The sequence below is a fragment of the Stutzerimonas sp. genome, from assembly GCF_982611455.1.
This window is the reverse complement of the sequence record NZ_CEXBBO010000007.1, coordinates 51,029-74,292: the sequence shown is the minus strand read 5'-3', so window position 1 is coordinate 74,292 and position 23,264 is coordinate 51,029. Positions and strand designations below refer to the sequence as shown.

Sequence of the window (23,264 nt, the reverse complement as noted above, 5' to 3'; positions counted from 1 at the left end):
GAACATATAATGAGTATATGTCTATATTCTGCTGATGCGCATGTTCTAGTGCAGGCGTAATCAGAACCGAGAAATCCCTAAGGGGACCATCAAACAAGAAAAGGATTGGAATGCCATGCTGATCGATGTCCACGCTCATTTGTTGACCGAAGGAATGTTCAACCGCCATGAATTCTGGGGGCCATTCATGAAGGTCCAGGGGCTTACGGTGGGGCACTTTGCGCTCGGTACCAAGCAGCCCGCCAAAGCGTCTTCGGATGAGGAAGCTCAGGCCAACCTCCTTGCCCGAATGACCCATGAAAGCCGACGCAAGCTGATGGCTGAGCGGGGCGTCGACAAACTCGTCATGTCCACTCCGTCCCACTGCTTCATGTACTGGGCCGGCGATTTTGCAAACGAATATGCACGCGTCTGTAACGACGAACTGTCTGCGTTCTGCCGCAAGGATCCTGATCATTTCGATTTCTGGTGTCACGCGAACCTGGCGGACCCTGAGGCGGCAGCGAAGGAAATCGATCGCGCCGTGCGCCAGCTGGGCGCGCGGGGCGTCTGCGTAGGCGGGGCCAATTTCAATGGTCTGCAAGCGCATGACGAGCAGCTATTCCCGGTTTGGGAAAAGCTCTCTCAGCTTGACGTGCCGATCATGGTCCATGGCTTCAACCAGTCGATCTACTGGGGCGAAAAGCATACCGATGACAAGTTCGAAACCACCTCGATCATTGGCGATTGCGTCGATGAGACATTGTTCTTCTGGTACCTGATCTGCGGCGGCGCGCTGGACGTATTTCCCAACCTAAAAACCTACATCACCCACGCCGGCGGCATGGCGGTGTTTCAGCTCGGCCGGCTGAGTGAGCTCAATCGCGCCATGGCGCCGGACAGCCGAAACAAGCGGCCGTTGATGGAATACATGCCCAATTTCTATTTCGATCTGGACGTGCACGCCCCGGGCCTGCGGCGCGGAGTAGTGGAAGTGGTCGGCGCGGATCGCCTGTTATACGGCACCAATTTCGGCGGCGCCTATGATCATGGTGACCTGACCCATGGCCTGGGTTTGTCCGAGGATGAACGCGAACGCATCCGCAGCGGCAACGCCATCGAGCTACTCAAGCTGGACGTCTCCGTGCCGGTCGCTTAAGGCACCGATGAGTCAGCGACGCGTCGCTGGCTCATCTGTCCCAGGGCAATACCGAACAGGATCAGCCCGCCTCCCACCGCGTGGTAGAGGTGCAGCGTCTCGCCGAGTAGCGTGATTGCCAGCATGGCGGTGAACAGCGGCACCAGATTCATCAGCGCGGCGGTTTTTTCCGCACCCAGCGAGATGAGTCCGCGCATCCATAACCCGGGCGCCATGGCGGAGGCGAACAAGCCGGCGAAGAGCACCAATGGCAGATTATCGTTGGTCAACGCAGCCGAAGGCGCCAGTAGAAAAGGCGGCACCAGAACCAACGTACCGCACAGTATTTGCACATACAGCGACACCCACGTGGGCAATGGAATCTGCCATCGCTTGACCAGCACGCAATAAAGCGCATAAGACAACGACGCCATCAGCATCATGAACTCGCCTTTGCCCATGCCTTGGCGAAAGAGCGCAGCCAGGTCGCCGGTGCTGATCAACCAGGCCAATCCCAGAAAGGATATGAGCGCGCCTGCAAGCGTCCCCGCCGTGGGCCTGGCGCGTAACAGCGCAATGGCCAGCAGGACCGTCAGCATGGGCATGGTTGCCAGAATTAGACCCATAGACGTAGCGGTTACGCTGTAAGCAGCGAAATAGGCCAGCGACTGGTACAGCGACATGCCAAGGCAACCTAGAGCGAACAATTTTGCAAGATGTGTCCGAATAGTTCGCCGAACGTTCCAGGCCTTCGTCAACACGAAGGGTGTTATCACAACGGCTGCAACGAGCCAGCGGTAAAACGAAATGGCTGCAGGGTCTATCAGACCTACGGCCATTCGATTCACCACGGTGCTGGCAGCCCATATCAGCGTGGCAAGAACCGGCAACAGCAGGTTCATCAAACCCGGCATGGAGCGTCCTGAGTATGTCGGCGCCAGCGATGCCAGCGAGTGCTCGTGATACTTCGCCAGATAACGAGACATTGACCGTCATGAGATCGGCGAGGGGCAATGGGCCGCTCTATCACTTGGCGGCGTTTCGTTTCTGGATGGCGGCGGCGAAGTCGCGTTTGAGCGTAGGGAAGTATGCAATCTGCCCGCCCATGCCGCCGGCGATATCGATCGATGCGGCGCTGATGAAACTCGCATATTCGCTGGACAGGAACAGCACCATACCGGATACGTCCTCGGGTTTACCGTAACGGCCAACCGGCACTACTTTCATGACCATTTCGTCGAATTCCTCGCGGCTCACGCCGGGGCCCATTTCCTTGTAGTGGCGGTCCCACTGGCCGGTATCGATCCAGCCCATGTTCAGGCTGTTCACCAGGATGTTTTCCTTCGCCAACGACATGCCCAGCGACTTGGACAGGGCAACGCAGGACGCACGGTTAATCACTGATGGAATGCCGTCGGGCGTCGGAATGGTTCCGGCCAGCGCATTGATCTCGACGATGCGCCCCCAGTTCTGCTTGCGCATATGAGGCACCACGGCCTGAACGAAACGAAAATGACCCATCTGTAAGACATTGGCGTGTTCGAGAATCGATTCAGGGGTGAGGGTATCGATATTTCCGCTACGGCCCTGACCGGCGTTGTTCACCAGTACATCTACGCCGCCCCAGGTCTCGGCCACTTCGTCGACGAAGCGGCGCACGCCGTCCGTGTCGGTTACGTCGACTGCGCGTGCGATCACGCTAGCGGCCTTTTCGGCAAGCTCCTGGCCGGCTGCTTCTACTGCTTCCAGGGATCTCGCGCAGATCGCGACGCGCGCACCTTCAGCGGCAAAGGCGCGCGCGATAGCCAAGCCGATACCTCGAGAGCCGCCAGTGACAATGACGCGTTTGTTACTCAGATCGATGTTCATTTGGATACCTGTCTGTGTATGTCCGCCTGATAGGCCGGCCGAAGCCGCACTGGACTTGCCATTCTGGTTCGTGAAAAAAACCTCTCTCAGGAAGAAAAATGAACGAATTTATGATAAATGTCTATATTCATGGTCGTAAGCCTCGCTGCTGATTGTGGATTTGGTAGTAAGGCTGACGATAAATTCTAGATAAAGAATCTAAATCTCTATGTGGAATTAGAGAGAGATATCCGCTAGGGTTGCTCATGAGCATCGGGATTCAGTTACCCATGCTGTTTATACGCGTAGCGTTCGCAACGGATTCGCCAGGCGTAGGAAGGCTTCTCAGGTTGAACACATTTCGGTGTAATGCACTGAAAATAAAAATAAAAGGATCAAATCAATGAAAGAATCCCGCCGCTTTAGAACTCAGCCCTCGCAGCTAACCCGCATCGCCCTGGCGGTCGCTGTACTCGGTGGCGCAGGAAGCGCTTGCGCAATGGAAATTGATCTGGGTAACTCTGATTACCGCCTGCGCTTCGATAACACCATCCGCTACAACCTTGGCGTTCGGGTGGAGGATCAGGACGATCGCATCATGAACACGCCGAACTATGACGAGTCGGACGGCAAGTTCGATCAGGGTGACATCGTTACCAACCGTGTGGACCTGCTGACAGAGGTCGATTTCGCCTACAAGTATCTGTTTGGCGCTCGCCTAAGCGCGGCGGCCTGGTACGACGACGCCTACAAAGACGATGACGTTGACAGCAACGTGCCTGGCTACTCGACCAGCTACTACGGTGGTAACTACAGCTCGGAAGTCGATCGCTATGTGAACGGCCCGTCCGGAGAGATTCTCGACGCGTTTGTCTGGACCAATTTCGAGGTGGGCCCGGTACCTGTCAACCTCAAGATCGGTCGCCACACCAACTACTGGGGCGAGGGGCTGCTGTTCGGTGCGCACGCCATCTCCTACTCCCAGGCACCGACTGATGCTGTAAAAGCGGTGACCAGTCCCGGTATTGAAACCAAGGAAGTATTCTTGCCGGTGGGCCAGGTCTCCGTAAAAGCACAGCTGACCGAGAACCTGTCCGTTGCTGCGCAGAAGTACTTCGAGTGGGAGCCCACCCGTTTTCCTTATGGCGGTACCTATTTCGGTCCGGTGGACTTCCTGTTCGAAGGTCCGGATCGTGCTCCCTTGGCGCCTGGTTTCAATGTGGATAAGCGAGACAGCGTTGAAGGGCGCGATTCGGCCAACTGGGGCGTGATGGCCAAGCTCAACATCGAGCAGATCGAATCTACTGTCGGAGCGTATTACCGCGAGTTCGATGACTATCAGGCCTGGGTCGGTCCGCAGATAGATATGGCTAGTACTTCCTATCGGTTGGTCTACCCCCGCGAAGTCAAGCTGGCAGGTCTGAGCTTCTCTCGCGTATTCAACTCCGTCTCCGTGGGCATGGACCTGTCGTATCGCATGGACGGCGCGTTGAACACGGACTCTGTAAGCCTGGAGGATGACGAGGGGCCGCGCGGGGATACCATTCACTTCGTCGCCAACGCAGTCTACGGCGTGCCGCGTAACTTCATTGCCGACAACGCCGTTCTCGTAGGAGAGTTCGTCTATAGCCGCCTCGATAAGGTGACCTCTCACGAGGAGCTCTACAAGGGCGAGGGCTATGCAAACTGCGATGATCGTGGGATAGACAAGAGTGATGGTTGCTCTACGGATGATTACTACGCGGTTGCGGTGAACTACACCCCTCAATATCTTTCCGTGCTGCCATCCTGGGACATGGAAATTCCGCTCACCGTTAACTACGGCCTGGAAGGTAACGCGCCGTCTGGCGGTGCTGGTTCCGAGGGTGCGTTGGCGTGGTCTGCTGGCGTCAAGATGACGTATATCCAGCGTCACGAGTTCAGTCTGCGTTACGCGGATACTTCAGCGCAGGACAAAACTCTCGCAGGCAACCGTATAGGTGGTAACAGCGTGTCGACATCCGACCGCGGTTGGCTTTCGTTCACCTATAAAACTTCCTTCTAAAACATATAAATAAAGGGGAACTCAATGAAACTCCAAGTCGCTCTTGGTCTGATGCTCAGCGGTATTTCCTCCCTATCGATGGCTGCGGTCTCTACCGAGGAAGCTGCAAAACTGGGCGATACGCTCACTCGCGTTGGTGCCATCGCAGCCGGTAACGAAGCAGGCACCATCCCTGCCTATGACGGTGGGCTGCGCACTGCGCCGCCGGGTTTCAAGCCCGACAGCGGTGTGTGGGTCGATCCGTTTGCCGACGAAAAACCGCTGTTTCGTATTACTGCCGCAAATATGGCGGAATACGCCGACAAGCTAAGTGATGGTCAGAAAGAGGTGCTCAAGCGCAACCCTGACTATTACATGGACATTTACCCGACCCATCGCACAGCTGCATACCCGGAAGAGGTGCTGCAGGCCACTGTGCGTAATGCGACCGAATGCGAAACCAAGAAGGACGGTTTGGCCGTAGAGACCGACTGCCGGGGTGGTATTCCATTTCCGATCCCCCAGACCGGCAATGAGGTGATGTGGAACCAATTGCTTCGCTATAACGACGGCAAATTCGGAACCACGACGTCTTCCTCCAACACCTGGGTTGTGGACAGTAACGGCGGCGTAACCAAAACCGCCACGCAATCGACGTTTGTCGAGCGTCCTTATTACCAGACCGATGTTGAAGGCCGCGATCCAGAGATGGCGTATCGGGTTTATTCGCTGACCAAGGCACCTGCCCGGAAGGCCGGTGAGCTGACTGGGCTCAACGACTACCTCGACCCAACCGTCAAACCCCGTCGGGCATGGAGCTATACCCCAGGGCAGCGCCGCGTGAAGCTGGCTCCCGAGTTTGCCTATGACACCCCGGTCGCGAGCATGGGTGGTCTTGAACTGTTCGATGAGCTGTTCATGTTCTCAGGTGTTCAGGATCGCTTCGATTTCAAGCTGGTGGGCAAAAAGGAGATGTATATCCCTTACAACACCTACAAGTTCTACTTCAACTGCGAAGATCAACTTCAAGACTCGCATCCGAACCCTGCGTGTGAGCGTTGGGAATTGCACCGGGTATGGGAAGTTGAGGCTACTTTGAAGCCCGGCATGCGCCACGTTTACAGCAAGCGCACCTACTATCTCGACGAAGATACTTATGGCGCGGGTCTGTACGACGCATGGGACCAAAGCGGTCAGCTCTATCGCGCAATGATGCTTGGTGGTGTTCAATTCTACGACCACGACATTCCTTATATCGTCAAACACTCCATCTATGACTTCAACAAAGGCATGTATGGCGTAATCAACGATGGCTTGGATGGTGGTTATCGCGTCTTGACCGAACCGCGTTCCGAGCGTGCGTTGAATCCGGAAGCGATTGTAACGAGGGAAACCCAGCGCTGATCAGCTAACGCGACCTGCATGCTTGTTTTGTGTGCAGGCTCGCCGATCAGGTTTTCACCCTTGGTTTGCAGGTGATGTTTGCTCTGTTTTGACAGGCATCGCGCGCATGCTGATTACGCTGGTTGAGGATAAAAACAATGATATTCCCAGTCCCGCTTGCTTTACGAAACACGCCTCCGGCGCCCATGACTCGCTACGTCGGGAAATGGCTGAGTGTGATGCTGCTGGTTCTGCTGATGCCATTGGGCGTTGCAGCGTCCATTGCAGCCGAGGGTGCCGATCCCTTGCGCGAGCCATCGAAGCCGATCGACGCGCCGGCGCCTCTTCTCGGTATGCACCGCGCGGGTGATGTGCTTGTTGGCGTCGGGCTGCATGGCATGATCAAGCGATCCACCGATGGCGGGACGACTTGGCAGCAAGTGCAGAGTCCCGTGTCCACTGATCTGGTTCAGGTGCGCTTTCGCGATGCCATGAACGGGTGGATCGTAGGCCATGACTCGGTACTGCTGCACACAACCGATGGTGGCTTGACCTGGTCGGTGCAGCTCGATGGCCGTACGGTGCTCGCGCGTCTCAAGGGCTTCTACGGCGAGCGCGCAGAGCGTGGTGACGAGGGTGCAGCCGACATGCTTCAGGAAGTGGATTTCGCCATGAACACGTCGGCTACGCCCGACGTGCTGGCTGCACCGTTTCTCGACGTCATGTTCAACGACGACAAGATCGGCTACGTCATTGGCGCGTTCGGGATGATCCTGAGAAGCACCGATGACGGTGCGACCTGGGACCCTTGGATCGAGCAAACCGACAATACCCGCCGCATGCATCTGTATGGCCTGGACGAACGCGATGGCGTTTTCTATATCGCCGGCGAGCAGGGCTTGCTCATGCGCCTGAATCCCCAGACTCAACAGTTCACGACGATCGAAACGCCCTATAACGGCACCTACTTCGGAGTGCGTGCGCTTCCCGACCTGCTTCTAGCCTACGGCCTGCGCGGCAATCTGTATGCGAGCAGAGACGACGGAGGCCAATGGCAGCAGATAGACACTGGCCTCAATGCCAGTCTTGTAAGCGCGGTGGATGCGGGGCAGCAGCTGATCATGGTCAGCCAGAGCGGCGCAATGATCGCGCTAGACAAGCAAAGCTTGAGCGTTACACCCCTGCAGGCCGCACGTGTAGGTGAAGTGTTCGCAGCCAGTGATACGCGGCGAGATGGCGAGATGGTCGTGACTTTTTTCTCGGGTGCAAAGCTCGTCGAGATAGCCAAGGCGAACTAATAACGCGGCATGTTTAGTGAGAATAAGAAAATGGTAGATCAAAAGTACAACAGTGGAATGCCCGTAATTCCGGATGTTCGCGATTTCGATAAATCGTCCGGCGGGTTTTTCGAGCGGGTTATTTTCAATAACCGCGTACTTGTACTCGTGGTCTGCCTGCTGGCCACTGTTGTACTGGGTTACTTCGCCGCTCGAATAGATGTAAACGCCAGCTTTGAAAGAATGATTCCGAGCAGTAGTCCTTATATCAAGAACTACTTAGCCTACAAGGATCAGCTTCCGGGCTTAGGCAACAGCATCCGTATCGTTGTTGAAAACAAACAGGGCGATATTTACGACCCGGAATACCTGAAGGTCCTGCAGGAAGTAAACGATACGCTGTACCTCATTCCGGGTGTCGACCGTTCCTGGATGAAATCCTTGTGGATGCCGATTGTTCGTTGGAAGGAAGTCACCGAGGATGGAATCAGTGGCGGCGCGGTAATGCCGTCTGATTACGATGGCAGCGATGAGTCCATCATGAAACTGCGTCGGAACATCTCCCGTGCAGGAATCGTTGGCAATCTTGTCGCCAATGATGGTCAGTCGAGCATGATCGTTGCGCCGTTGCTCGACCTGCATCCTCAAACCGGCGATCCGCTCGATTACGGTGAATTCTCTGACCAGCTGGAAGAGAAGATCCGTACCTTTGAAAGCGACAAGATCTCGATTCATATCGTCGGCTTCAGCAAGCTGGTGGGGGACCTGATCGATGGCCTTTATAGCGTCATGCTGTTCTTCGGCATATCCGTTCTGATCGCTGGGATTTTCGTTTATCTCTACATGCGCTGTTTGCGCAGTACATTGCTATTGATCGGTGTAGCAGTGGCCGGTGTGGTGTGGCTACTCGGTCTTATGCAGCTGCTCGGTTATGACCTGGATCCCTATTCGATCCTCGTCCCTTTCCTCATCTTCGCCATCGGCCTGTCCCACGGCACGCAAAAGATGAATGGCATCCTGCAGGACATCGGTCGAGGAACGCATAAATACGTCGCGGCACGTTATACCTTCCGCCGGCTGTTCCTTACCGGCCTTACCGCGCTACTGACGAACATTGTCGGCTTTGCGGTCCTGGCGATCATCGACATTCCGGTTATTCGCGATCTGGCGATAACCACCAGTATTGGCGTTGCCGTACTCATCTTCACCAAGCTGCTGCTGATCCCTGTCGCGCTGTCATACATCGGCGTCAGCAAAAAAGCTGCACTGATTGCACTAGAGAAGGACCAGGCTGGCGCCGAGAACCGCAACTGGCTGGGCCACATCTGGCACGGGCTGGATCGCTTTACCGAGCGGCGCTGGGCAATCGCGGTGATTTCCATATCGGTTGTCGTCACCGTCGTCTGCAGCATCGTCATGCTCGATCTCAAGGTCGGTGACCTGGATCCGGGCGCGCCGGAGCTGCGCGCAGACTCGCGGTACAACCAGGACAACGCTTACATCACCAACCACTACGGTCTGTCCAGCGATCAGTTCGTCGTGATTATGAAAACCGATCCCGACAGTTGCCGGTTGTACCAGACGCTGCAAACGATGGACCGGCTTGCATGGCAACTGCGCCAGACACCGGGCGTGCAGACCACCAGTTCGCTTGCCGAGTCGACTCGTTTCGTTACTGCAGGGATGGCCGAAGGCAGCGGCAAGTGGCTGACCATCAGCCGCGACCAGGCCATCACCAACGCATCGGTCGACGCCGCGATGATTTCTTCGCCCGGCATCACCAACCAGCAATGCTCGGTAACCCCACTGATCGCCTATCTGACCGATCACAAGGCCGACACGCTGCGTCGGGTGATGGGCGTGGTTGAGACCTTTGCCGCCGAATACAACACTACGGCCGATTCAGAGCGCCCGGTCGAATTTCTTTTGGCCGCAGGCAACGCAGGCATCGAAGCGGCAACCAACATCGAGGTCGAGAAAGGCATCATCACTATGTACCTAGCGGTATATGGCGCAACCGCTTTGCTCTGCCTGCTGACCTTCCGCAGCATTCGCGCCACCATCGTCGCGCTCATTCCTCTGATCATGACCACGATCATCTGCAAGGCTTTGATGGTCTGGCTCGGTATCGGTCTCAAGGTCGCAACCCTGCCGGTCATCGCGGTTGGTGTGGGAGTAGGGGTGGATTACGCGCTCTATCTGCTCAGTGTGCAGATTGCCGTGCAGGAACGGGGTGGCTCGCTCGCGGTTGCATATCGCCGGTCTCTGGACTTTACCGGGCGCGTGGTGGCACTGGTCGGACTGACGATGGCGGCAGGCGTGATCACCTGGGCCTGGTCGCCAATCAAGTTCCAGGCCGACATGGGCATTCTGCTGACCTTCATGTTCCTGTGGAACATGCTCGGTGCACTAGTGCTGGTCCCGGCCCTGTCGCATTTCATGCTGAACCCGAAGACCCCTGCGGCGGCACCGGAGTCACCCGCCATGCTTGATACGCCGGTTGAACAGGCTATCCAGAAAAAAAAACTAACTGACGCGGCTGCCGCTCATTGATCGGAGGCGCCCGGTTGGCGCTTCCACTGACTGTAAAGCCAAGCTCAGAGCTATGGCGCGCTATTGAAGGGAGAGGGTTATGTTCGAGTTGTTGATGAGTGCCGACATGATGGTTCCGGATCCGGACGCGATGACGGAAAAGCTGGTGGATAAGCTCGGCATCTTCAAGCATGAGCGCTGGCGCCAGGCGTTCGATAACCATCCGTACATCGCGCATTTTCTGCGGGTGCACAAGTCTTTGGCGGTGTCGCCCACCCGTATCGAGCCGCAGTGGCATCTGGATCGACCAAATCCAGGCGATCCGCTGTTCCACGATTTTCTGGAAAGCCTCAAGGACTACCAGGGTCACCATCGGCCCATGATCACTCACTCGATTGTGCTCGCGCTGCATGGCGACAAGTTCGATGCGCTGGTCAGCAAGTTGATGCGCCGTCGCTTGCCATTCCGCATGGCCCAGCGCACGCCGGAAATGCCGTTTGATCGCCTATGGTTGGGCGCGACGCCGGAGAAGCCCTATTACGAGCCATCCGTCGACGGCGGCCTGTGCATCGAAATCATGCCCACCGAGCCATTGCAAATGCCGCCGGAAACCTACGCAACGCCGCCGGCGCAGCCGCGTGAGCAAAAGCCGGGCGACATGGTGCGTGTTACGGCGCGTGGATTCCTGGTGCGCGATCTCGATGAGACGCTGCGCAAGCTTTCCACCAATCTTGATTGGGAGCCGTCCTGCCCGGTGGAGAATGTCGCCAGTGAAGGTTATCGCCGTGCGCGCATGGGCTTTACCGTCGCCAATAGCGCCACGCTGGACGTGCTCGAGGCAACGTACTGGAACACCGACGCCGGCCATTATGTAAACAACTGGGGGCCGGGCCCGTACTACATCCGCATCGGCGTCAACGATCTTGCCGCCAAGGCTGAAGATTTGCGCGCTCGCGGTACGGCCTTCGAGTGGATCGAGTCGTCCGAGGCCGTAGGTGGCAAGCCTCTGATCAAGATCGATCCGAAAGAGTTGGATGGCCAGGTGTTCGAGTTCGAGGAGTGCTCCGCATGAGCGCCGAAGAAAATCAGCAGGCACCGCTGGTTATCAACGAGTCAGTTAGGGTAGAGCGCGGCGTCTCGGTCGGCTGGGTGGTATTGACCCGCCCAGGCCAGATCAACGCGATCAATGACAGCATTCGTCAGGGTGTTCCCCAGGCGCTTCAATTGCTCGACAACGACCCACAGGTGCGGGTCATTGTCATCCGCGGTGAAGGCGAGCGCGGATTCTGCGCCGGCGCCGACATCAAGGAACGTCGCGGTGAAGAAACATCCCTGCAGGTGCGTCAGCGCATGGAGCGTTCGCGCTGGATCGAATCGCTCGACGGAATTGCCAAACCGGTCATCGCTGCAATCCAGGGTTACTGCATGGGTGGCGGGCTGGAGTTTGCGTTGGCTTGCGATATTCGATTCGCCGCTCCCAACGCGATTTTCGCGCTTCCGGAAACCGGTCTGGGCTTGATTCCCGGCGGTGGCGGCACTCAGCGGCTTTCGCGGGTCGTGGCGCCGGGACGCGCCCTCGATATGCTTCTGACGGGCGACCGCATGAATGCTGACCAAGCGTTGCAGATCGGGTTGGTCAGCCGCCTGGCTTCCGATAACTCGACTCTGGTCGAGGAGGTCAGGGTTTTTGCCGAGCGCATCGCCAGCAAGCCACCGGCTGCGTCGGCGTTCGTCAAGCAGGCCGCCCGGGCTGCGCTGGAACTGGACCTGAAAAGCGGACTCAATCTCGAACTCGACCTGTTTGCCCTTCTAGCGCCGACAAAGGATGTGCGCGAAGCCGCGCAAGCCTTTAGTGAGCGACGCGAGCCGCGCTTCACGGGCGAGTAGGATTGACATTGCTAACAACAAAATAAGGAATAACAGATGAGCATGGGCAAGCTGGCAGGGCGGGTTGCGATCGTCACCGGTGGTGGCAACGGGCTGGGCGCCGAGTGCGCTCGGGTGCTGGCCGAGCACGGCGCTTCTGTGGCGGTAGTCGATGTCGACGGCGACGCCGCCAACCGGGTGGCAGAATCGATATCGGCGCAAGGCATGCCAGCTCAGGGCTTTCGTGCCGATGTATCTTCCGAGGAAGACGTCAAGGCGATGATCGCCCAGGTAAAGGAGGCATTTGGTCGGGTCGACGTGCTGCACAACAATGCGGCCGTGCTGAACACCGACCAACGTCAGCGGGACCGTGATCTGGCCAACCTGGATATGGAAGCCTTCGACCGCGCCATAGCGGTAAACCTGCGTGGCGCCGTGCTGTGCACCAAATATGTCATTCCGGTGATGCTGGAGCAGGGCAAAGGCTCAATCATTTTTGCCACCTCTGGATTGGGGATGCAGGGCGACATGTCGCTGACTGGCTATGCGACGTCTAAAGCTGCGCTGATGATGCTTCCGCGCCTGGTCGCGTCCCAGTACGGGAAGAAAGGGATTCGTGGCAATGCAGTGCAGATCGGCCTCGCACCGCAGCACGAAATGCCCGCGCCACTGCTGGAAATCATGCGCGACAACCATTGCACGGCCGAACTGGGTACGCCGAGACAGATTGCCGATGTGGTCGCGTTCCTGGCTTCGGATGAATCTGCCTTCGTGACCGGCACTACGCTGGTGGCAGATGGAGGATTCAGCAGCCACACGCCATCGCTTGTGGCCATGCGTGCCCTGTTTGAAAAAATGGGTCGCACAGGCATGTAAGTAATGCCGGTCGGCCCGGCCCGCGAAAGCGGAGCCGGACGCCCTCTGTAGTTGCCAACCTCATACCTGGTTCGCACGCAAGCTTCGCTCCTACAGGTATGCGCGGCACATTGCGGCAGGTACGCACACTGCCGCTTTGGTAGGAGCGAGCTTGCTCGCGAAACGGGGGCAGGCGCGCCTTCGGCTTTTTATAGGACGTTCGGTTCGCCCTTACGCTCTACTGAAAACGCGCCCCGCATTACTGCTCCGCCCGGACCATGCAAGTGTTTTACCGTCGGTAAAACAGATGCCGGGCTGCCCGGTGGCGTTTATTGCTAGGGTGCTGCTCAGCGCCAAGACAGGGGCAACAGACAAAACCCTTAACCGTCTCCTGCAAAGCGATTTCTCTGGCTTTTGCCGGATCGGTTAATTGCGCTCGCGTTACCTGGTGTTGCGGCTCTGAACCGAACTCTTGCAAGCGGATTGCAGCGGCTTTTGCGTTGGGCAAATGTTGTTGAAGTCCGATAGGACCAACAAAGAATGAATAATAAAAATACAGATTTCGACGTAATCATTGTCGGCGGCGGCACGAACGGCTTGTCAGCGGGCTGCTATCTGGGGCTGGAAGGCAAGAAGGTGCTGGTGCTTGAAGCCCTGGACAAAATCGGCGGCATGGCTTCCTCGGGTTACCTGATCCCCGAAGCACCCCAGCATCTCGTCCATCCCTGTGCGCTGGACATGATGTCGATGCGGGTTCACGCCCATGTTCCGAAGGAACTTGATCTCGAGCGGCACGGTTTCAAGTCGATAGAGCTGGCGCCGGGTTATGTCTACCTGCATCCGGATGGCACGTCTCTGATCTTCTGGCGAGACCGTAACAAGACCGCTGCGGAAATCAGACGTTACAGCGAGGCCGACGCAGCGGCTTTTCTCAAGTTCATGGATGTCATCGACATGTTCCTGGACATCGCGCTGCCGATGATGCGCGCGGATCCAGCCGAACTGAATCTGGGGGCCAAGTTCAAGGTCATTGGCTCAGCGCTGAAGAACCGCAAGCTCAAACCAGAGCTGATGGCACTGATGACCGGCTCGGCTCATCAAGCAGCTCGTGAACGCTTTGAGCATCCCGTGACGATATCGGCCATGTGCGCGTTGACCGGACTCGCGGGCGATATTAGTGCAGATGGCGGCGGCATCTATTACGCGTTGCTGGGCTTCCTTCATCGCTTTGGCGTCGGACGAGTACTGGGCGGCATGCAGCAGCTGAGCAACGCCATGCAGTCACGGCTCGAAGAGCTCGGTGGGCAAGTACTAATCAGCGCGTCGGTTGCCGAGATCGTCTCTGTTAGTGGGCAGATAAAGGGCGTGCGTTTGACGGACGGACGCGAATTCACCGCGCACGCAGTGATTGCCGGCTGTCATCCCAAGGTGGCGCTGGAAATGGTCAGTACCGGTGAGATCCCGTCCTACCTGTTGACACGTATCGCAATGGCCCCGGCCAACGCCAAAGGCTCGGGTCCGTTGAAAGTGGACGTCGCCTTGAGCGGGCAAATATCGGTGCCCAGGTTTGAAGCGGCCAGAGGCGACGGTGTCGACCTGCGCAACACCTGCCTGCTGATCGGCACCGAGGAGGCGGTACTGGAGAACTTCGCAGCGTGCATACGGGGTGAGGTACCGAAACTTCCCTACATCACCATGGCGGCTCCCAGCGCGGCGGATCCGTCCCAGGCACCCGCTGGCCAGGACGTTCTATATATCTATCCGCCAGTGATGCCGGTCGACCCCGTGGAAGGATGGGAAGCGATCAGAGAGCGTGTGGCCGATCAGGTCATCGATCAGACTTCGGAATATGTAGAAGGGATCAAGGGCCAGATCATCGGCCGTCGAATCGAAGCTGCCCCTGATTTCACTGCGCGTTTGAATACGGTGAATGGCTGCGTCGTACATATCGATACCACCACAATGCGCTCCAGTACCATGCGCCCAGCCCATGGGCTCGGTGGCAACACCTTGCCAGTGGCGGGACTGTACCTGGGCAGCGCCGGTATCCACCCGGGCGGGGGTGTAAACGGCATGGCCGGGCGCCTGGCTGCCAAACGCGTCGCCAAATATCTGGCCAAGGTAGGTAAATAGCGAAGCTGTCTCTTCGAAAAAGGCTGCGCGTCTTAACTCGCATGCCGGTTTCCCTGAATCGCTATCGGGGCGCCTGGTCTTCACGGCCAGACGCAACCGAGATACCCGCCAGGATGAAATCCGCAGAATGTTGCCGCCAGATCGCCATGCCCTCGGGTGAGGCGGTATCCAGTCCGGTCAGGGTAGACATCGAATAACGATTGGTGAACCAGCCGGTGGTGACTAGCGCCGCTGTGGCAAGAAGCAATCTTGGATTGATTCCGTTCTTGAAATCTCCCGTGGCGGCGCCGCGTTGGAGGATGGTATCGAGTTTGGCAATCAGCCCCGGCGCCATTTCAAGGAATCGGTTGCGCGGTGTTTCGTGGGCATCGTGGTAACGGATGCCCTCCAGTGCCAGTGCGCCGAGTAGCGGGTCGTGGCAGTACTGGTCGAAGAACCGGTTAAGCATCGCTCGCAACGCAGCGGGTGGCGTCAGCTGCTCGATTTCCAACGCTACCAGCTCGGACATGATGCTTTCAGACGATTCATCGAGCACCGCGACGAACAGGTTCTCCTTAGAGCCGTAGTAGTGATAGACCAGCTGCTTGGTGACCCCCGCTTCCTGCGCGATGGTTTCCACCCTCGCACCGCCAAGCCCTTTGCTGCCGAACTCGTTGCGCGCGGCAGCCAACAGTTTGTTCATCGTGTTGCGCTTGCCTGACTCGGCCGGCTCCGAACTCTTCACGTTCTTATTCTCCTTATAGTGTCTGCCAGAGGCTGGGCGTTCGTTTGACTATGGGTCAAACGAATCGAAGGACGTATCGCGGCGAAGGCGCCTACCATCGATTGCAGTGCTCGTCCGGTGGTTCGGCTTGAAGCTGACCTGGGTGAGCAACTAGCCGCCTGGCTTCCGAATCGGACAGTTTTGGTGCGGTGAACAATAAAAACAAGAGACGCGTCATGCCATTCGACCCCCATCCGCCCAGTGATGACCGGAGCCTTCGCAATTCCAGGCGCATTGGGGACAGCAAAACCAGCTCAGTATGGTTTGCATGCTCGCGATCAGCTTGGCGATCTGCGCTGAACGTGCGCATCGCTGGCAGGAATGCCGGTGGATTGGAACGTATCGCACCGACTCGCTTCCCTACTGATTCGATGTAATTGGAGAGTTTTGATGAGCACCGAAAATACCGCGATGGATCTGGAAACCGCCTACTCGGCAGTATCCGAAATGTACCGCGGCGCGGATCTGGACATCCACGCCCTCAGCCGGGAGATGCGTCATAGCGCTCCCGTATACGAGGGTGATTTCGTGGCTCAGTTTGGCGTGCCGACGAACGCCGGAATGCAGCAGGGCACGCGCCCTACGTTCGCCCTGTTCAAGTACAACGATGTGATGGCCGTACTGCGGGACGGGACCAGCTTCACCAGCGGATTCATCGCTGAAGGACTGGGCGCGTTCTTCGACGGCCTGATCATTCTCGCCATGGACGGCGAGCAACATCGGCGGGTACGCGCCCTGTTGCAGCCGGCCTTCATGCCGCAGACCGTGAACAAATGGCGCGACAAGATTGATTATGTGATTCGCCACCATTTTCTTGAGCCCATGGTGGAACACAAGCGCGCCGACTTGATGGACTTCGGACTCAACTTTCCGATCCGTGAAATGTACGCCTTGATGGGCTTCCCTGATGGCGATCCGGAGAAGTATCGGCAGTACGCGGCTTGGGCATTGGCCATGGTCGGTGGCAACCAGATCGATCCGGCAAAGGCGCCTGAGGCTCGTCGTCAGGCGGGCATTGCCGTAAAGGCCCTTTATGACGCAATCATGGAAGTGGTTGTCCAGCGCCGTGCCGCCGGTAGCGAAGGCGATGACCTGATCGGTCAGTTGCTGCGCGCCGAGCACGAGGGTCGAATGCTGGACGACCACGAGGTCACCACCTTTGTCCGTTCATTGCTGCCGGCTGCGGGCGAGACCACGACGCGCACCTTCAGCTCGGTGATTACTCTGATGATGACCACTCCGGGGCTCATCGATCGCATCCGTGCGGACCGCAATCTGATACCCAAGCTGATCGATGAAACCGTGCGCTATGAACCGGTCGCCACGTTCAAGGTTCGCGAGACATCCAAGGATGTCGAAATCGGTGGCGTGCAGATACCCAAGGGCTCGTTCGTTCAATGCATGGTCGTTTCGGCCAACCGTGACGAAGAGGCTTTCGAAAACCCTGATGTATTCGATATCGACCGTAAAACCAAACCATCTTTTGGCTTTGGGTTCGGCCCGCACATGTGCATCGGGCAGTTCGTAGCCAAGCTCGAATTAACCTGTGCGATCAACGCGATTCTCGACCTTTTTCCCAATATCCGACTCGATCCAAGCAAGCCTGTACCCGTGATCAGCGGTGCGCAGCTGCGTGGCGTTTCTTCGATACAGGTGATCTGGGACTGACCTCTCGGCTATGCGTGTACTTCAGCTACAACAATAAAAAGAGGACCACATGAGAACCTTCAAGACCATTCCAGAGCGCGGCGATTTCGGCTTTCAGCAGTTGGTGGGTCCGCAGAAGGTGACGGGTGCCGCGATGGCCGGTACTCGCGGTTTTTTCGGACTACAACTGAGCAAAAGTTCCCCATTCGGCTCCGTCCGTGACGAAGAGGGCAATATCTATTCCTTCGTCCGCTCGCTGATGGCGCCAAACGGTACGCCGAACCCGACCAAGTTCTTCTACCTGAACACCCATGTGGACGGTAAGAACCTGCGTATGGATTTCGACAAGATGGCGCTGCAGGCCCTGACGCCGATGCCGCTCCAGACCCTGGAAGGCGACACCGTGCGCTGGATGAACCAACCCGCAGAGCAGGGCAATCACTGGGAAATCACCGCCAGCAGCGAACGACTGACGTGGAAGGAAGACGGGCTGTTTCAGCTCGAAGGTCGTTTGCTTACCGGACTGCAGTGGTATCTGCCGGGCGTGGAGTGGGGCACGTTCTATGTTTCACAGCTGTGGGATGTGGCTGGCGTGGTCGAGGGCCGGCGGGTCAAAGGCGCCATTGCGCTCGATCAGTTCTACATGGCCGAAGGGGGCGCCATTCACTACAAAAAAGACCTGGTAGTGAATAACAACAAACACGTCCTCTGGTGGTCCTTTGTCACCGTGTACAAAGACGGCAGCTGGGATGCTGGCTCGTTCATGGTGGGCCACGACCACCTCGGTTACGCGATTTTCAACAACGAGAAAGGTGAGGTGCGCGTCACCACTGATATCGAAGGCGAAACCGAGCACAAGGACGGCAGCTATTTCCTCAAATCCGCGAAGATCGTCATCGAGGGCAAGGAAGAATGGGAGTTTCTGCCGGACGAAAAGGGCGAAATGATCGACTTCGTTGGCGGATTTCCAGTTACCGCGCAGCAGGAAGGGCGCTGGCGTCGGGTAGGCGATACCCGCGAGCCGTCGCACTGGCTTGGCTGGGGCGAGTCGGATCGCCGCAACGGCTCGGCGCGTAACGTCCCTGGCGCGGATCTCTGATAGCGAACCGGGTAGCTTCGGCGCAGAAGCGTCGCAGCTTTCGTAAAAACAACAATAAGAATGAGGAACGGCGATGAAATTCCGCGACAAAGTAGTGCTGATCACCGGCGCCGGCCGTGGCATGGGGCGCGCCATTGCCCTGGAATACGCCAAGCAGGGCGCCAAAGTCGTGGTGTCGGCCCGGACCGCGAGATATGGCGAAGAAACCGTCGAACAGATCACCGCGCTGGGCGGCAGTGCCTGTCTGGTGGGTGGCGATATTGCGGATCGATCGGCGATCAAATCGATGGTTGAGGGCGGCTTGGAAGCATTCGGCGCGCTGGATATCGTAGTGCATTGCGCGGCTGACGCCCCTCATGGACTCATCGCCGAGATGACTGACGACAACATCGATCGTCTCGTGCGCAGCAACGTTCAATCGCTGTTCTGGCTGGCCAAGGATGCCGCGCCGCATCTTTCCAAGGCGAAGGACAAAGGCCGCCTCATTTTCATTTCTTCTGGCGAAGCCAACCGCAAATACACACCGATGCTGATCGGTTATGGTTCGAGCAAGGCGTTCATGAACGCTTTCGCACGCGGTCTGGCGGTGGAGTTCGGGCCGTTGAATATCCTGGTCAACGTGGTCGAGCCAGGCCTGATCGGCACTGATCGGATGACCGAAGCGCTGGGCGAAGATCTGCCCCATAAGCTGGCGGAGCATTTCCCGGTTGCGCGCCTCGGGCAGTCTCTGGACATCGCTAATGCTGTGCTATTTCTGACCTCCAACGAGGCCTCCTACATAACCGGCACGTCGCTGCTGGTGGACGGCGGCGCGACCATGGTCTCGCTGCCGATCGATGAAATACTCAAGGGGCACTAACCCAGTCACCCAATCATCGCCCGCGAAGTGCGCCAGGAGTCTCGTCATGACACCGACAAGCGAAACAAATGAATTCAAGCAGGGCTGGCGCATCGTGCTGCTCGGTCTGGTAGGCATCTGCACCAGCATCACTGCTGCGCTGCTCTATGGCTTCGGCACAATGGTCATCCCGCTGGAACAGGCCTTTGGCTGGAGCCGGGGCGATCTGCAGGCGTCGATCACATTCCTGTTTGCTGGGGTCGCCATTTCCACTCAATTGGTTGGCCCTCTGTACCGGCGCTTCGGGCTTCGGCGGGTCGCCATCATTTCCATCGTGCTGCAAATCATCGGCTATTTCGCGATCACCCAAATAGAGGGTTCGATCGGCTGGTTGTACCTGGCTTTTTTTCTGATGCCGATCGTGTGCGCGGGGACTATCGCGATCACCTGGACTCAGCTGGTCAATCTGTGGTTTGAGCGGAACCGGGGGCTGGCGTTGGCCGTCATTCTTTGCGGGACTGGGCTGATGGCAATGGTCTTGCCCCCGCTGCTGGCGCGGCTCGTTTCGGAGTACGGCTGGCAGGCGGGTTTTTTCGCGCTGGGTGCGATGCCGCTGTTGGCGACCTTGCCGCTGTCGCTGCTGTGGTTGCGCTTGCCCTCGGAGACTGTGGCCCGAAATCAGACTGCAGAGAAGAAAAGCACTGAACTGCCCGGCATGTCATACAAGCAAGCCCTGCGTTCCGGAACCTATTGGGGCTTCAACGTCGCGTTGATTCTTTCGGTGTCGCTTACCGTCGGTATGGTCACCAATATGGTGCCGATGCTTCAAGGCACAGGCTTGAGCGCGCAGACGGCTGCTCAGGTCTTCAGCACCTTTGGCATCGCAATCATCGTCGGGCGGCTGCTGGTAGGGTATCTGCTGGACCGCTATTCGCCATCGCTCGTGGCCGCGATCAGCTTGGCCCTGCCGGCGGTTGGCTGCGCCATCTTTCTGTTTTCCGATGGCCAGAACGTGCCGCTGTTGGTGCTGGCTACACTGACCATTGGGGCGAGTGCCGGAGCTGAGTTCGACCTGGCGGCGTTCCTGATGGCGCGCTATTTCGGACTCAAGGACTACGCCCGCATATTCGGCCTGCACTTGGGGTTGATTACCGTTGTCTCAGGCATGGTGCCAATGCTTTTTGGTTACCTGTTCGAGCTTTATGACGGTTACTCCGCTGTGCTGACGAGCTGTCTGGTTTTCGCGATTGTTGGCCCGTCGATTTTGCTCTGGCTGAGGATGGAGCCGGCATATCGCGCCCGCCAGCAGCAAACCGCCTGAGGCGACTGCCCAGGCTTGAACCTTTACCGGCGGGCACAACTGCCTCCATCGAAACGAGGAAATCAAATGAGTGACGAGGCAAAACAAGCTATCGAACACTTCCTGCATGGCCAAGTGGAGTGCTGGAACAATGGCGACAAGGAAGGTTTTTTCGAGCATTACCGCAGCATGACTCGTAGCGGTCTGAGCATCGAATTCGTGGGGCGACCGCTGCCGACGGACTCTTGGGAAATCCTCGAAGGGATGTGGGCGCAGCAACAACCGCGCTGCCGCATCGAAGTCAGGGAAACCATCATCAATGGTGAAGAGGCCGCGTGCTACCACTACAACGCTATGCGTGACGGCAATGGTGGTATCGAAACCATTGAGCTGTACCGCTTCGACGGCGGCAGGCTGTGGGTGCGTTATTTCATTAAAAACTGAACGGGTCGGGGCGCGCCGGGGCGACCTTGCTCTGTCTTGATTCCTTGCTCCGGCCCGATACCGAAGCGCTGTCCTGCGGCGCCTTCTGACAAGGAGACTCGAATGGACTTCAATCTTCGCGGAAAAGTCGCGTTGGTGACGGGCGGCGCAACAGGGATAGGGTTTGCCGCTGCAGTGGCCCTGGCGAAAGAGGGTGCCAGGGTGGTGGTCTCCGGCAGGCGCCTCGACGTAGGGGAGCAAGCTGTAGCCTCTATCAGGGAGAATGGCGGCGAGGCGATCTTCATCCAGGCTGACGTCAGCCAGACCGCTGATGTGGAAGCACTGGTCACTCGCGCGGTGGAGCAGTGGGGGCGCTTGGACGTTCTGATCAACAATGCCGGCATAGAAGGGTCACCTTTCGTGACGATTGCCGACTATTCCGAGCAGGAGTGGGACAGCGTCATTGCGGTCAATCTGAAAGGCACATGGCTTTGCATGAAATATGCGATCCCGTTTCTGCTCAAGCAGGAGGGCGCGACCATCGTCAATATTTCCTCGGTGGGTGGAGTCAATGGCGGCTCGTTGGGCGCTGCCTACCACGCCAGCAAGCACGGCATTCTCGGTATTACTCGCTGTGCGGCCATCGAATATGGCGCCAAGGGTCTGCGCGTCAATGCGGTTGCACCGGGTGTGTTCGGTACCGAGATGTCCGACCGGTTGTTTCCAGGAGATGGTAAATACGATGCCGTGGCACAGACCAATCCGATGAAGCGCTGGGGTCGCCTGGATGAAGTGGCTGGCACCATCGTCTGGTTATGCTCGTCGAGTGCGGGCTATGTCAATGGACACACGCTCGCTGTCGACGGTGGCTTTCTGATTCAGTGAGATCGGGTGGCTCAGCGCGCCAGTAGTGGCTGGCTCTGGTGTCGCCTGCGAAGGGACACCACCAGCATGAAACCGATGCCGGAAAGTAGCGACGAAATAAGGAACACGTGGCCAAGGCCCAGACTGGCTGCTGCCAGACCCATCAAGGGGCCTGCCAACCCGACCGCCAGATCGAAGAACAGCGAAAGCGCGCTTAATGCGGAGTTGCGATTGGCGTCTGGCGTACGTGCCAGCGTTTCTACGGCAAGTCCGGGGTAAACCCAGGACACACCCATGCCAGTCAGCGAGGCTCCGAAAATCGCTATCTCGGGTGAGGGGGCCAGCCAGACGAGCAGCAGTCCGAGGCCCTGTACCAACAGGCACACTGTCACCACTGGATAGCCACCGAAACGTACCACTACGTTGGGCGTGACAAGCCTGGCGACGATGAAAGCGGCGCCGAAGCCGGTCAGGCACAAGGCGGCATTGGCCCAGCCGAGGCTGTCGAAATACAAAGCTATGAAGGCGGTCAGACTGCCAAAGCCGGCTGAGCTGCACGCCAATGCCAAACCGTTGGGCACCACCGACCAAAATACGTCGAAAAAGGGCAGCCGTTCGCCGCGCAACAGCGGCGCTGAACGCCTGACCATCGCAAGAACCAGCGACAACAGACCGAGCAAGACGATGCACAGGCCGAGGCTGGCCAGACTGAACTGATCGCTGATTAACACGCCCAAGGGCGCACCGACGGCAATACCGCCATAAGCGGCAATGCCGTTCCAGGACATCACCCGTGCGGTGTTCGCCTTGCCATGCAAACCGATGGCCCAGGTACAGCAGGGCGTGGAAATCATGGCTGAAGCGATGCCCTGAATTATGCGTGCGCCAATCAGGATCGAGACGCTGAGCCAGGGCGAGGCGTACATGACAATCGCCAGCGTGGTCAGTACGCCGCAGACTGCAAGGCCGGCCAGCCCGACGATGACAGCCCATTTCGCGCCGAAGCGATCGGCCAGCACGCCGGCCAATGGTCGTGACAGCAGGGTCGACACGTACTGCGTGCCAATGACGATGCCTGCCAAGACAGTGCCAAATCCAAGGTCGTTGAGAACGAAGCTGGGTAATACGGCCAGCGGTAATCCATTGGCCACATAAGACATGAAGTTGAAGCAGACGATGAAGATGATCGACAACGTGAGCCGGGTGGGATGTGTGGTTCCGGTATCCAAACAGCTAGCTCCTGAGGCGGACGACGCAGGCTTATGCCCCGAGAGAAGGAAAGAGATACCGAGCGGA

19 protein-coding genes are annotated in these 23,264 nt (G+C 57.8%); 15 read left to right on the top strand and 4 right to left on the bottom strand.

The features are described from left to right. Window positions 1-115: 115 nt before the first annotated feature. Window positions 116-1,138, top strand: coding sequence for an amidohydrolase family protein (locus AC2LD7_RS06505; RefSeq protein WP_484596981.1), 1,023 nt, complete (start codon window positions 116-118; stop codon window positions 1,136-1,138). On the opposite strand, the gene AC2LD7_RS06500 is transcribed toward AC2LD7_RS06505, so the two are convergent. Together AC2LD7_RS06500 and AC2LD7_RS06495 are read right to left on the bottom strand one after the other, a co-directional pair. Continuing rightward, the gene (locus AC2LD7_RS06500) at window positions 1,135-2,019 is read right to left on the bottom strand and encodes a DMT family transporter (RefSeq protein ID WP_484597018.1); all 885 of its coding nucleotides are present in this window, start codon (window positions 2,017-2,019) and stop codon (window positions 1,135-1,137) included. The genes AC2LD7_RS06505 and AC2LD7_RS06500 overlap by 4 nt on opposite strands. A 124-nt stretch (window positions 2,020-2,143) precedes the next feature. Then, window positions 2,144-2,986, bottom strand: coding sequence for an SDR family oxidoreductase (locus AC2LD7_RS06495; RefSeq protein WP_484596980.1), 843 nt, complete (start codon window positions 2,984-2,986; stop codon window positions 2,144-2,146). Window positions 2,987-3,368: 382 nt separating this feature from the next. On the opposite strand from AC2LD7_RS06495, the gene AC2LD7_RS06490 reads away from it, so the two are divergent. The 8 genes from AC2LD7_RS06490 (at window position 3,369) to AC2LD7_RS06455 (ending at window position 15,034) form a co-directional block, all read left to right on the top strand. Further along, window positions 3,369-5,009: a DUF1302 domain-containing protein gene (locus AC2LD7_RS06490; RefSeq protein ID WP_484596979.1), complete on the top strand. Its 1,641-nt coding sequence runs from the start codon at window positions 3,369-3,371 to the stop codon at window positions 5,007-5,009. A gap of 24 nt (window positions 5,010-5,033) precedes the next feature. Then, on the top strand, window positions 5,034-6,392 hold the full coding sequence (locus AC2LD7_RS06485) for a DUF1329 domain-containing protein (RefSeq protein WP_484596978.1): 1,359 nt from the start codon (window positions 5,034-5,036) through the stop codon (window positions 6,390-6,392). A gap of 185 nt (window positions 6,393-6,577) precedes the next feature. Next, a complete protein-coding gene (locus tag AC2LD7_RS06480; RefSeq protein ID WP_484596977.1) occupies window positions 6,578-7,669 on the top strand; it encodes a WD40/YVTN/BNR-like repeat-containing protein in 1,092 nt (363 codons plus the stop codon). A gap of 30 nt (window positions 7,670-7,699) precedes the next feature. Next, window positions 7,700-10,201 (top strand): efflux RND transporter permease subunit, encoded by a 2,502-nt coding sequence (locus tag AC2LD7_RS06475; RefSeq protein WP_484596976.1) that lies wholly within the window; start codon window positions 7,700-7,702, stop codon window positions 10,199-10,201. Window positions 10,202-10,280: 79 nt separating this feature from the next. Continuing rightward, on the top strand, window positions 10,281-11,252 hold the full coding sequence (locus tag AC2LD7_RS06470) for a VOC family protein (RefSeq protein WP_484596975.1): 972 nt from the start codon (window positions 10,281-10,283) through the stop codon (window positions 11,250-11,252). Next, window positions 11,249-12,067, top strand: a complete 819-nt coding sequence (locus AC2LD7_RS06465; RefSeq protein WP_484596974.1) for an enoyl-CoA hydratase/isomerase family protein — start codon at window positions 11,249-11,251, stop codon at window positions 12,065-12,067. Before AC2LD7_RS06470 ends, AC2LD7_RS06465 begins: the two co-directional genes overlap by 4 nt. 36 nt (window positions 12,068-12,103) lie before the next feature. Then, window positions 12,104-12,922, top strand: a complete 819-nt coding sequence (locus AC2LD7_RS06460) for an SDR family NAD(P)-dependent oxidoreductase (RefSeq protein WP_484596973.1) — start codon at window positions 12,104-12,106, stop codon at window positions 12,920-12,922. A 519-nt stretch (window positions 12,923-13,441) separates the two neighbouring features. Further along, window positions 13,442-15,034 (top strand): phytoene desaturase family protein, encoded by a 1,593-nt coding sequence (locus AC2LD7_RS06455; protein ID WP_484596972.1) that lies wholly within the window; start codon window positions 13,442-13,444, stop codon window positions 15,032-15,034. Between the two features lie 61 nt (window positions 15,035-15,095). On the opposite strand, the gene AC2LD7_RS06450 is transcribed toward AC2LD7_RS06455, so the two are convergent. Then, window positions 15,096-15,758: a TetR/AcrR family transcriptional regulator gene (locus AC2LD7_RS06450; protein WP_392633763.1), complete on the bottom strand. Its 663-nt coding sequence runs from the start codon at window positions 15,756-15,758 to the stop codon at window positions 15,096-15,098. Between the two features lie 429 nt (window positions 15,759-16,187). On the opposite strand from AC2LD7_RS06450, the gene AC2LD7_RS06445 reads away from it, so the two are divergent. From AC2LD7_RS06445 to AC2LD7_RS06420, 6 genes are all read left to right on the top strand, one after another. Further along, window positions 16,188-17,465, top strand: a complete 1,278-nt coding sequence (locus tag AC2LD7_RS06445; protein WP_392569947.1) for a cytochrome P450 — start codon at window positions 16,188-16,190, stop codon at window positions 17,463-17,465. 49 nt (window positions 17,466-17,514) lie between these two features. Beyond that, window positions 17,515-18,543: a hypothetical protein gene (locus AC2LD7_RS06440; protein ID WP_021207989.1), complete on the top strand. Its 1,029-nt coding sequence runs from the start codon at window positions 17,515-17,517 to the stop codon at window positions 18,541-18,543. Between the two features lie 73 nt (window positions 18,544-18,616). Beyond that, window positions 18,617-19,402 carry an SDR family NAD(P)-dependent oxidoreductase gene (locus tag AC2LD7_RS06435; RefSeq protein ID WP_392569946.1) on the top strand — a complete coding sequence of 262 codons (786 nt, stop codon included), beginning with the start codon at window positions 18,617-18,619 and terminating at the stop codon, window positions 19,400-19,402. 46 nt (window positions 19,403-19,448) lie between these two features. Further along, complete coding sequence (locus AC2LD7_RS06430; protein WP_392569945.1) at window positions 19,449-20,702, top strand: MFS transporter; 1,254 nt, start codon at window positions 19,449-19,451, stop codon at window positions 20,700-20,702. 66 nt (window positions 20,703-20,768) lie between these two features. Next, window positions 20,769-21,125, top strand: coding sequence for a hypothetical protein (locus tag AC2LD7_RS06425; protein ID WP_021207986.1), 357 nt, complete (start codon window positions 20,769-20,771; stop codon window positions 21,123-21,125). 102 nt (window positions 21,126-21,227) lie between these two features. Further along, entirely contained in the window at window positions 21,228-21,989 is a 762-nt protein-coding gene (locus tag AC2LD7_RS06420; RefSeq protein WP_417780115.1) for an SDR family NAD(P)-dependent oxidoreductase, read from the top strand. 11 nt (window positions 21,990-22,000) lie between these two features. Here AC2LD7_RS06420 and AC2LD7_RS06415 read toward each other — a convergent pair whose 3' ends face one another. Further along, window positions 22,001-23,197, bottom strand: a complete 1,197-nt coding sequence (locus AC2LD7_RS06415; RefSeq protein ID WP_417780116.1) for an MFS transporter — start codon at window positions 23,195-23,197, stop codon at window positions 22,001-22,003. Between the last annotated feature and the right edge of the window lie 67 nt (window positions 23,198-23,264).

Coding starts and splice junctions, on each gene's coding strand:
- AC2LD7_RS06445 (WP_392569947.1), top strand. CDS start 16,188: ATGAGCACCGAAAATACCGCGATGGATCTGGAAACCGCCTACTCGGCA.
- AC2LD7_RS06495 (WP_484596980.1), bottom strand. CDS start 2,986: ATGAACATCGATCTGAGTAACAAACGCGTCATTGTCACTGGCGGCTCT.
- AC2LD7_RS06425 (WP_021207986.1), top strand. CDS start 20,769: ATGAGTGACGAGGCAAAACAAGCTATCGAACACTTCCTGCATGGCCAA.
- AC2LD7_RS06500 (WP_484597018.1), bottom strand. CDS start 2,019: ATGAACCTGCTGTTGCCGGTTCTTGCCACGCTGATATGGGCTGCCAGC.
- AC2LD7_RS06435 (WP_392569946.1), top strand. CDS start 18,617: ATGAAATTCCGCGACAAAGTAGTGCTGATCACCGGCGCCGGCCGTGGC.
- AC2LD7_RS06475 (WP_484596976.1), top strand. CDS start 7,700: ATGGTAGATCAAAAGTACAACAGTGGAATGCCCGTAATTCCGGATGTT.
- AC2LD7_RS06490 (WP_484596979.1), top strand. CDS start 3,369: ATGAAAGAATCCCGCCGCTTTAGAACTCAGCCCTCGCAGCTAACCCGC.
- AC2LD7_RS06465 (WP_484596974.1), top strand. CDS start 11,249: ATGAGCGCCGAAGAAAATCAGCAGGCACCGCTGGTTATCAACGAGTCA.
- AC2LD7_RS06505 (WP_484596981.1), top strand. CDS start 116: ATGCTGATCGATGTCCACGCTCATTTGTTGACCGAAGGAATGTTCAAC.
- AC2LD7_RS06480 (WP_484596977.1), top strand. CDS start 6,578: ATGACTCGCTACGTCGGGAAATGGCTGAGTGTGATGCTGCTGGTTCTG.
- AC2LD7_RS06430 (WP_392569945.1), top strand. CDS start 19,449: ATGACACCGACAAGCGAAACAAATGAATTCAAGCAGGGCTGGCGCATC.
- AC2LD7_RS06455 (WP_484596972.1), top strand. CDS start 13,442: ATGAATAATAAAAATACAGATTTCGACGTAATCATTGTCGGCGGCGGC.
- AC2LD7_RS06470 (WP_484596975.1), top strand. CDS start 10,281: ATGTTCGAGTTGTTGATGAGTGCCGACATGATGGTTCCGGATCCGGAC.
- AC2LD7_RS06460 (WP_484596973.1), top strand. CDS start 12,104: ATGAGCATGGGCAAGCTGGCAGGGCGGGTTGCGATCGTCACCGGTGGT.
- AC2LD7_RS06420 (WP_417780115.1), top strand. CDS start 21,228: ATGGACTTCAATCTTCGCGGAAAAGTCGCGTTGGTGACGGGCGGCGCA.
- AC2LD7_RS06440 (WP_021207989.1), top strand. CDS start 17,515: ATGAGAACCTTCAAGACCATTCCAGAGCGCGGCGATTTCGGCTTTCAG.
- AC2LD7_RS06485 (WP_484596978.1), top strand. CDS start 5,034: ATGAAACTCCAAGTCGCTCTTGGTCTGATGCTCAGCGGTATTTCCTCC.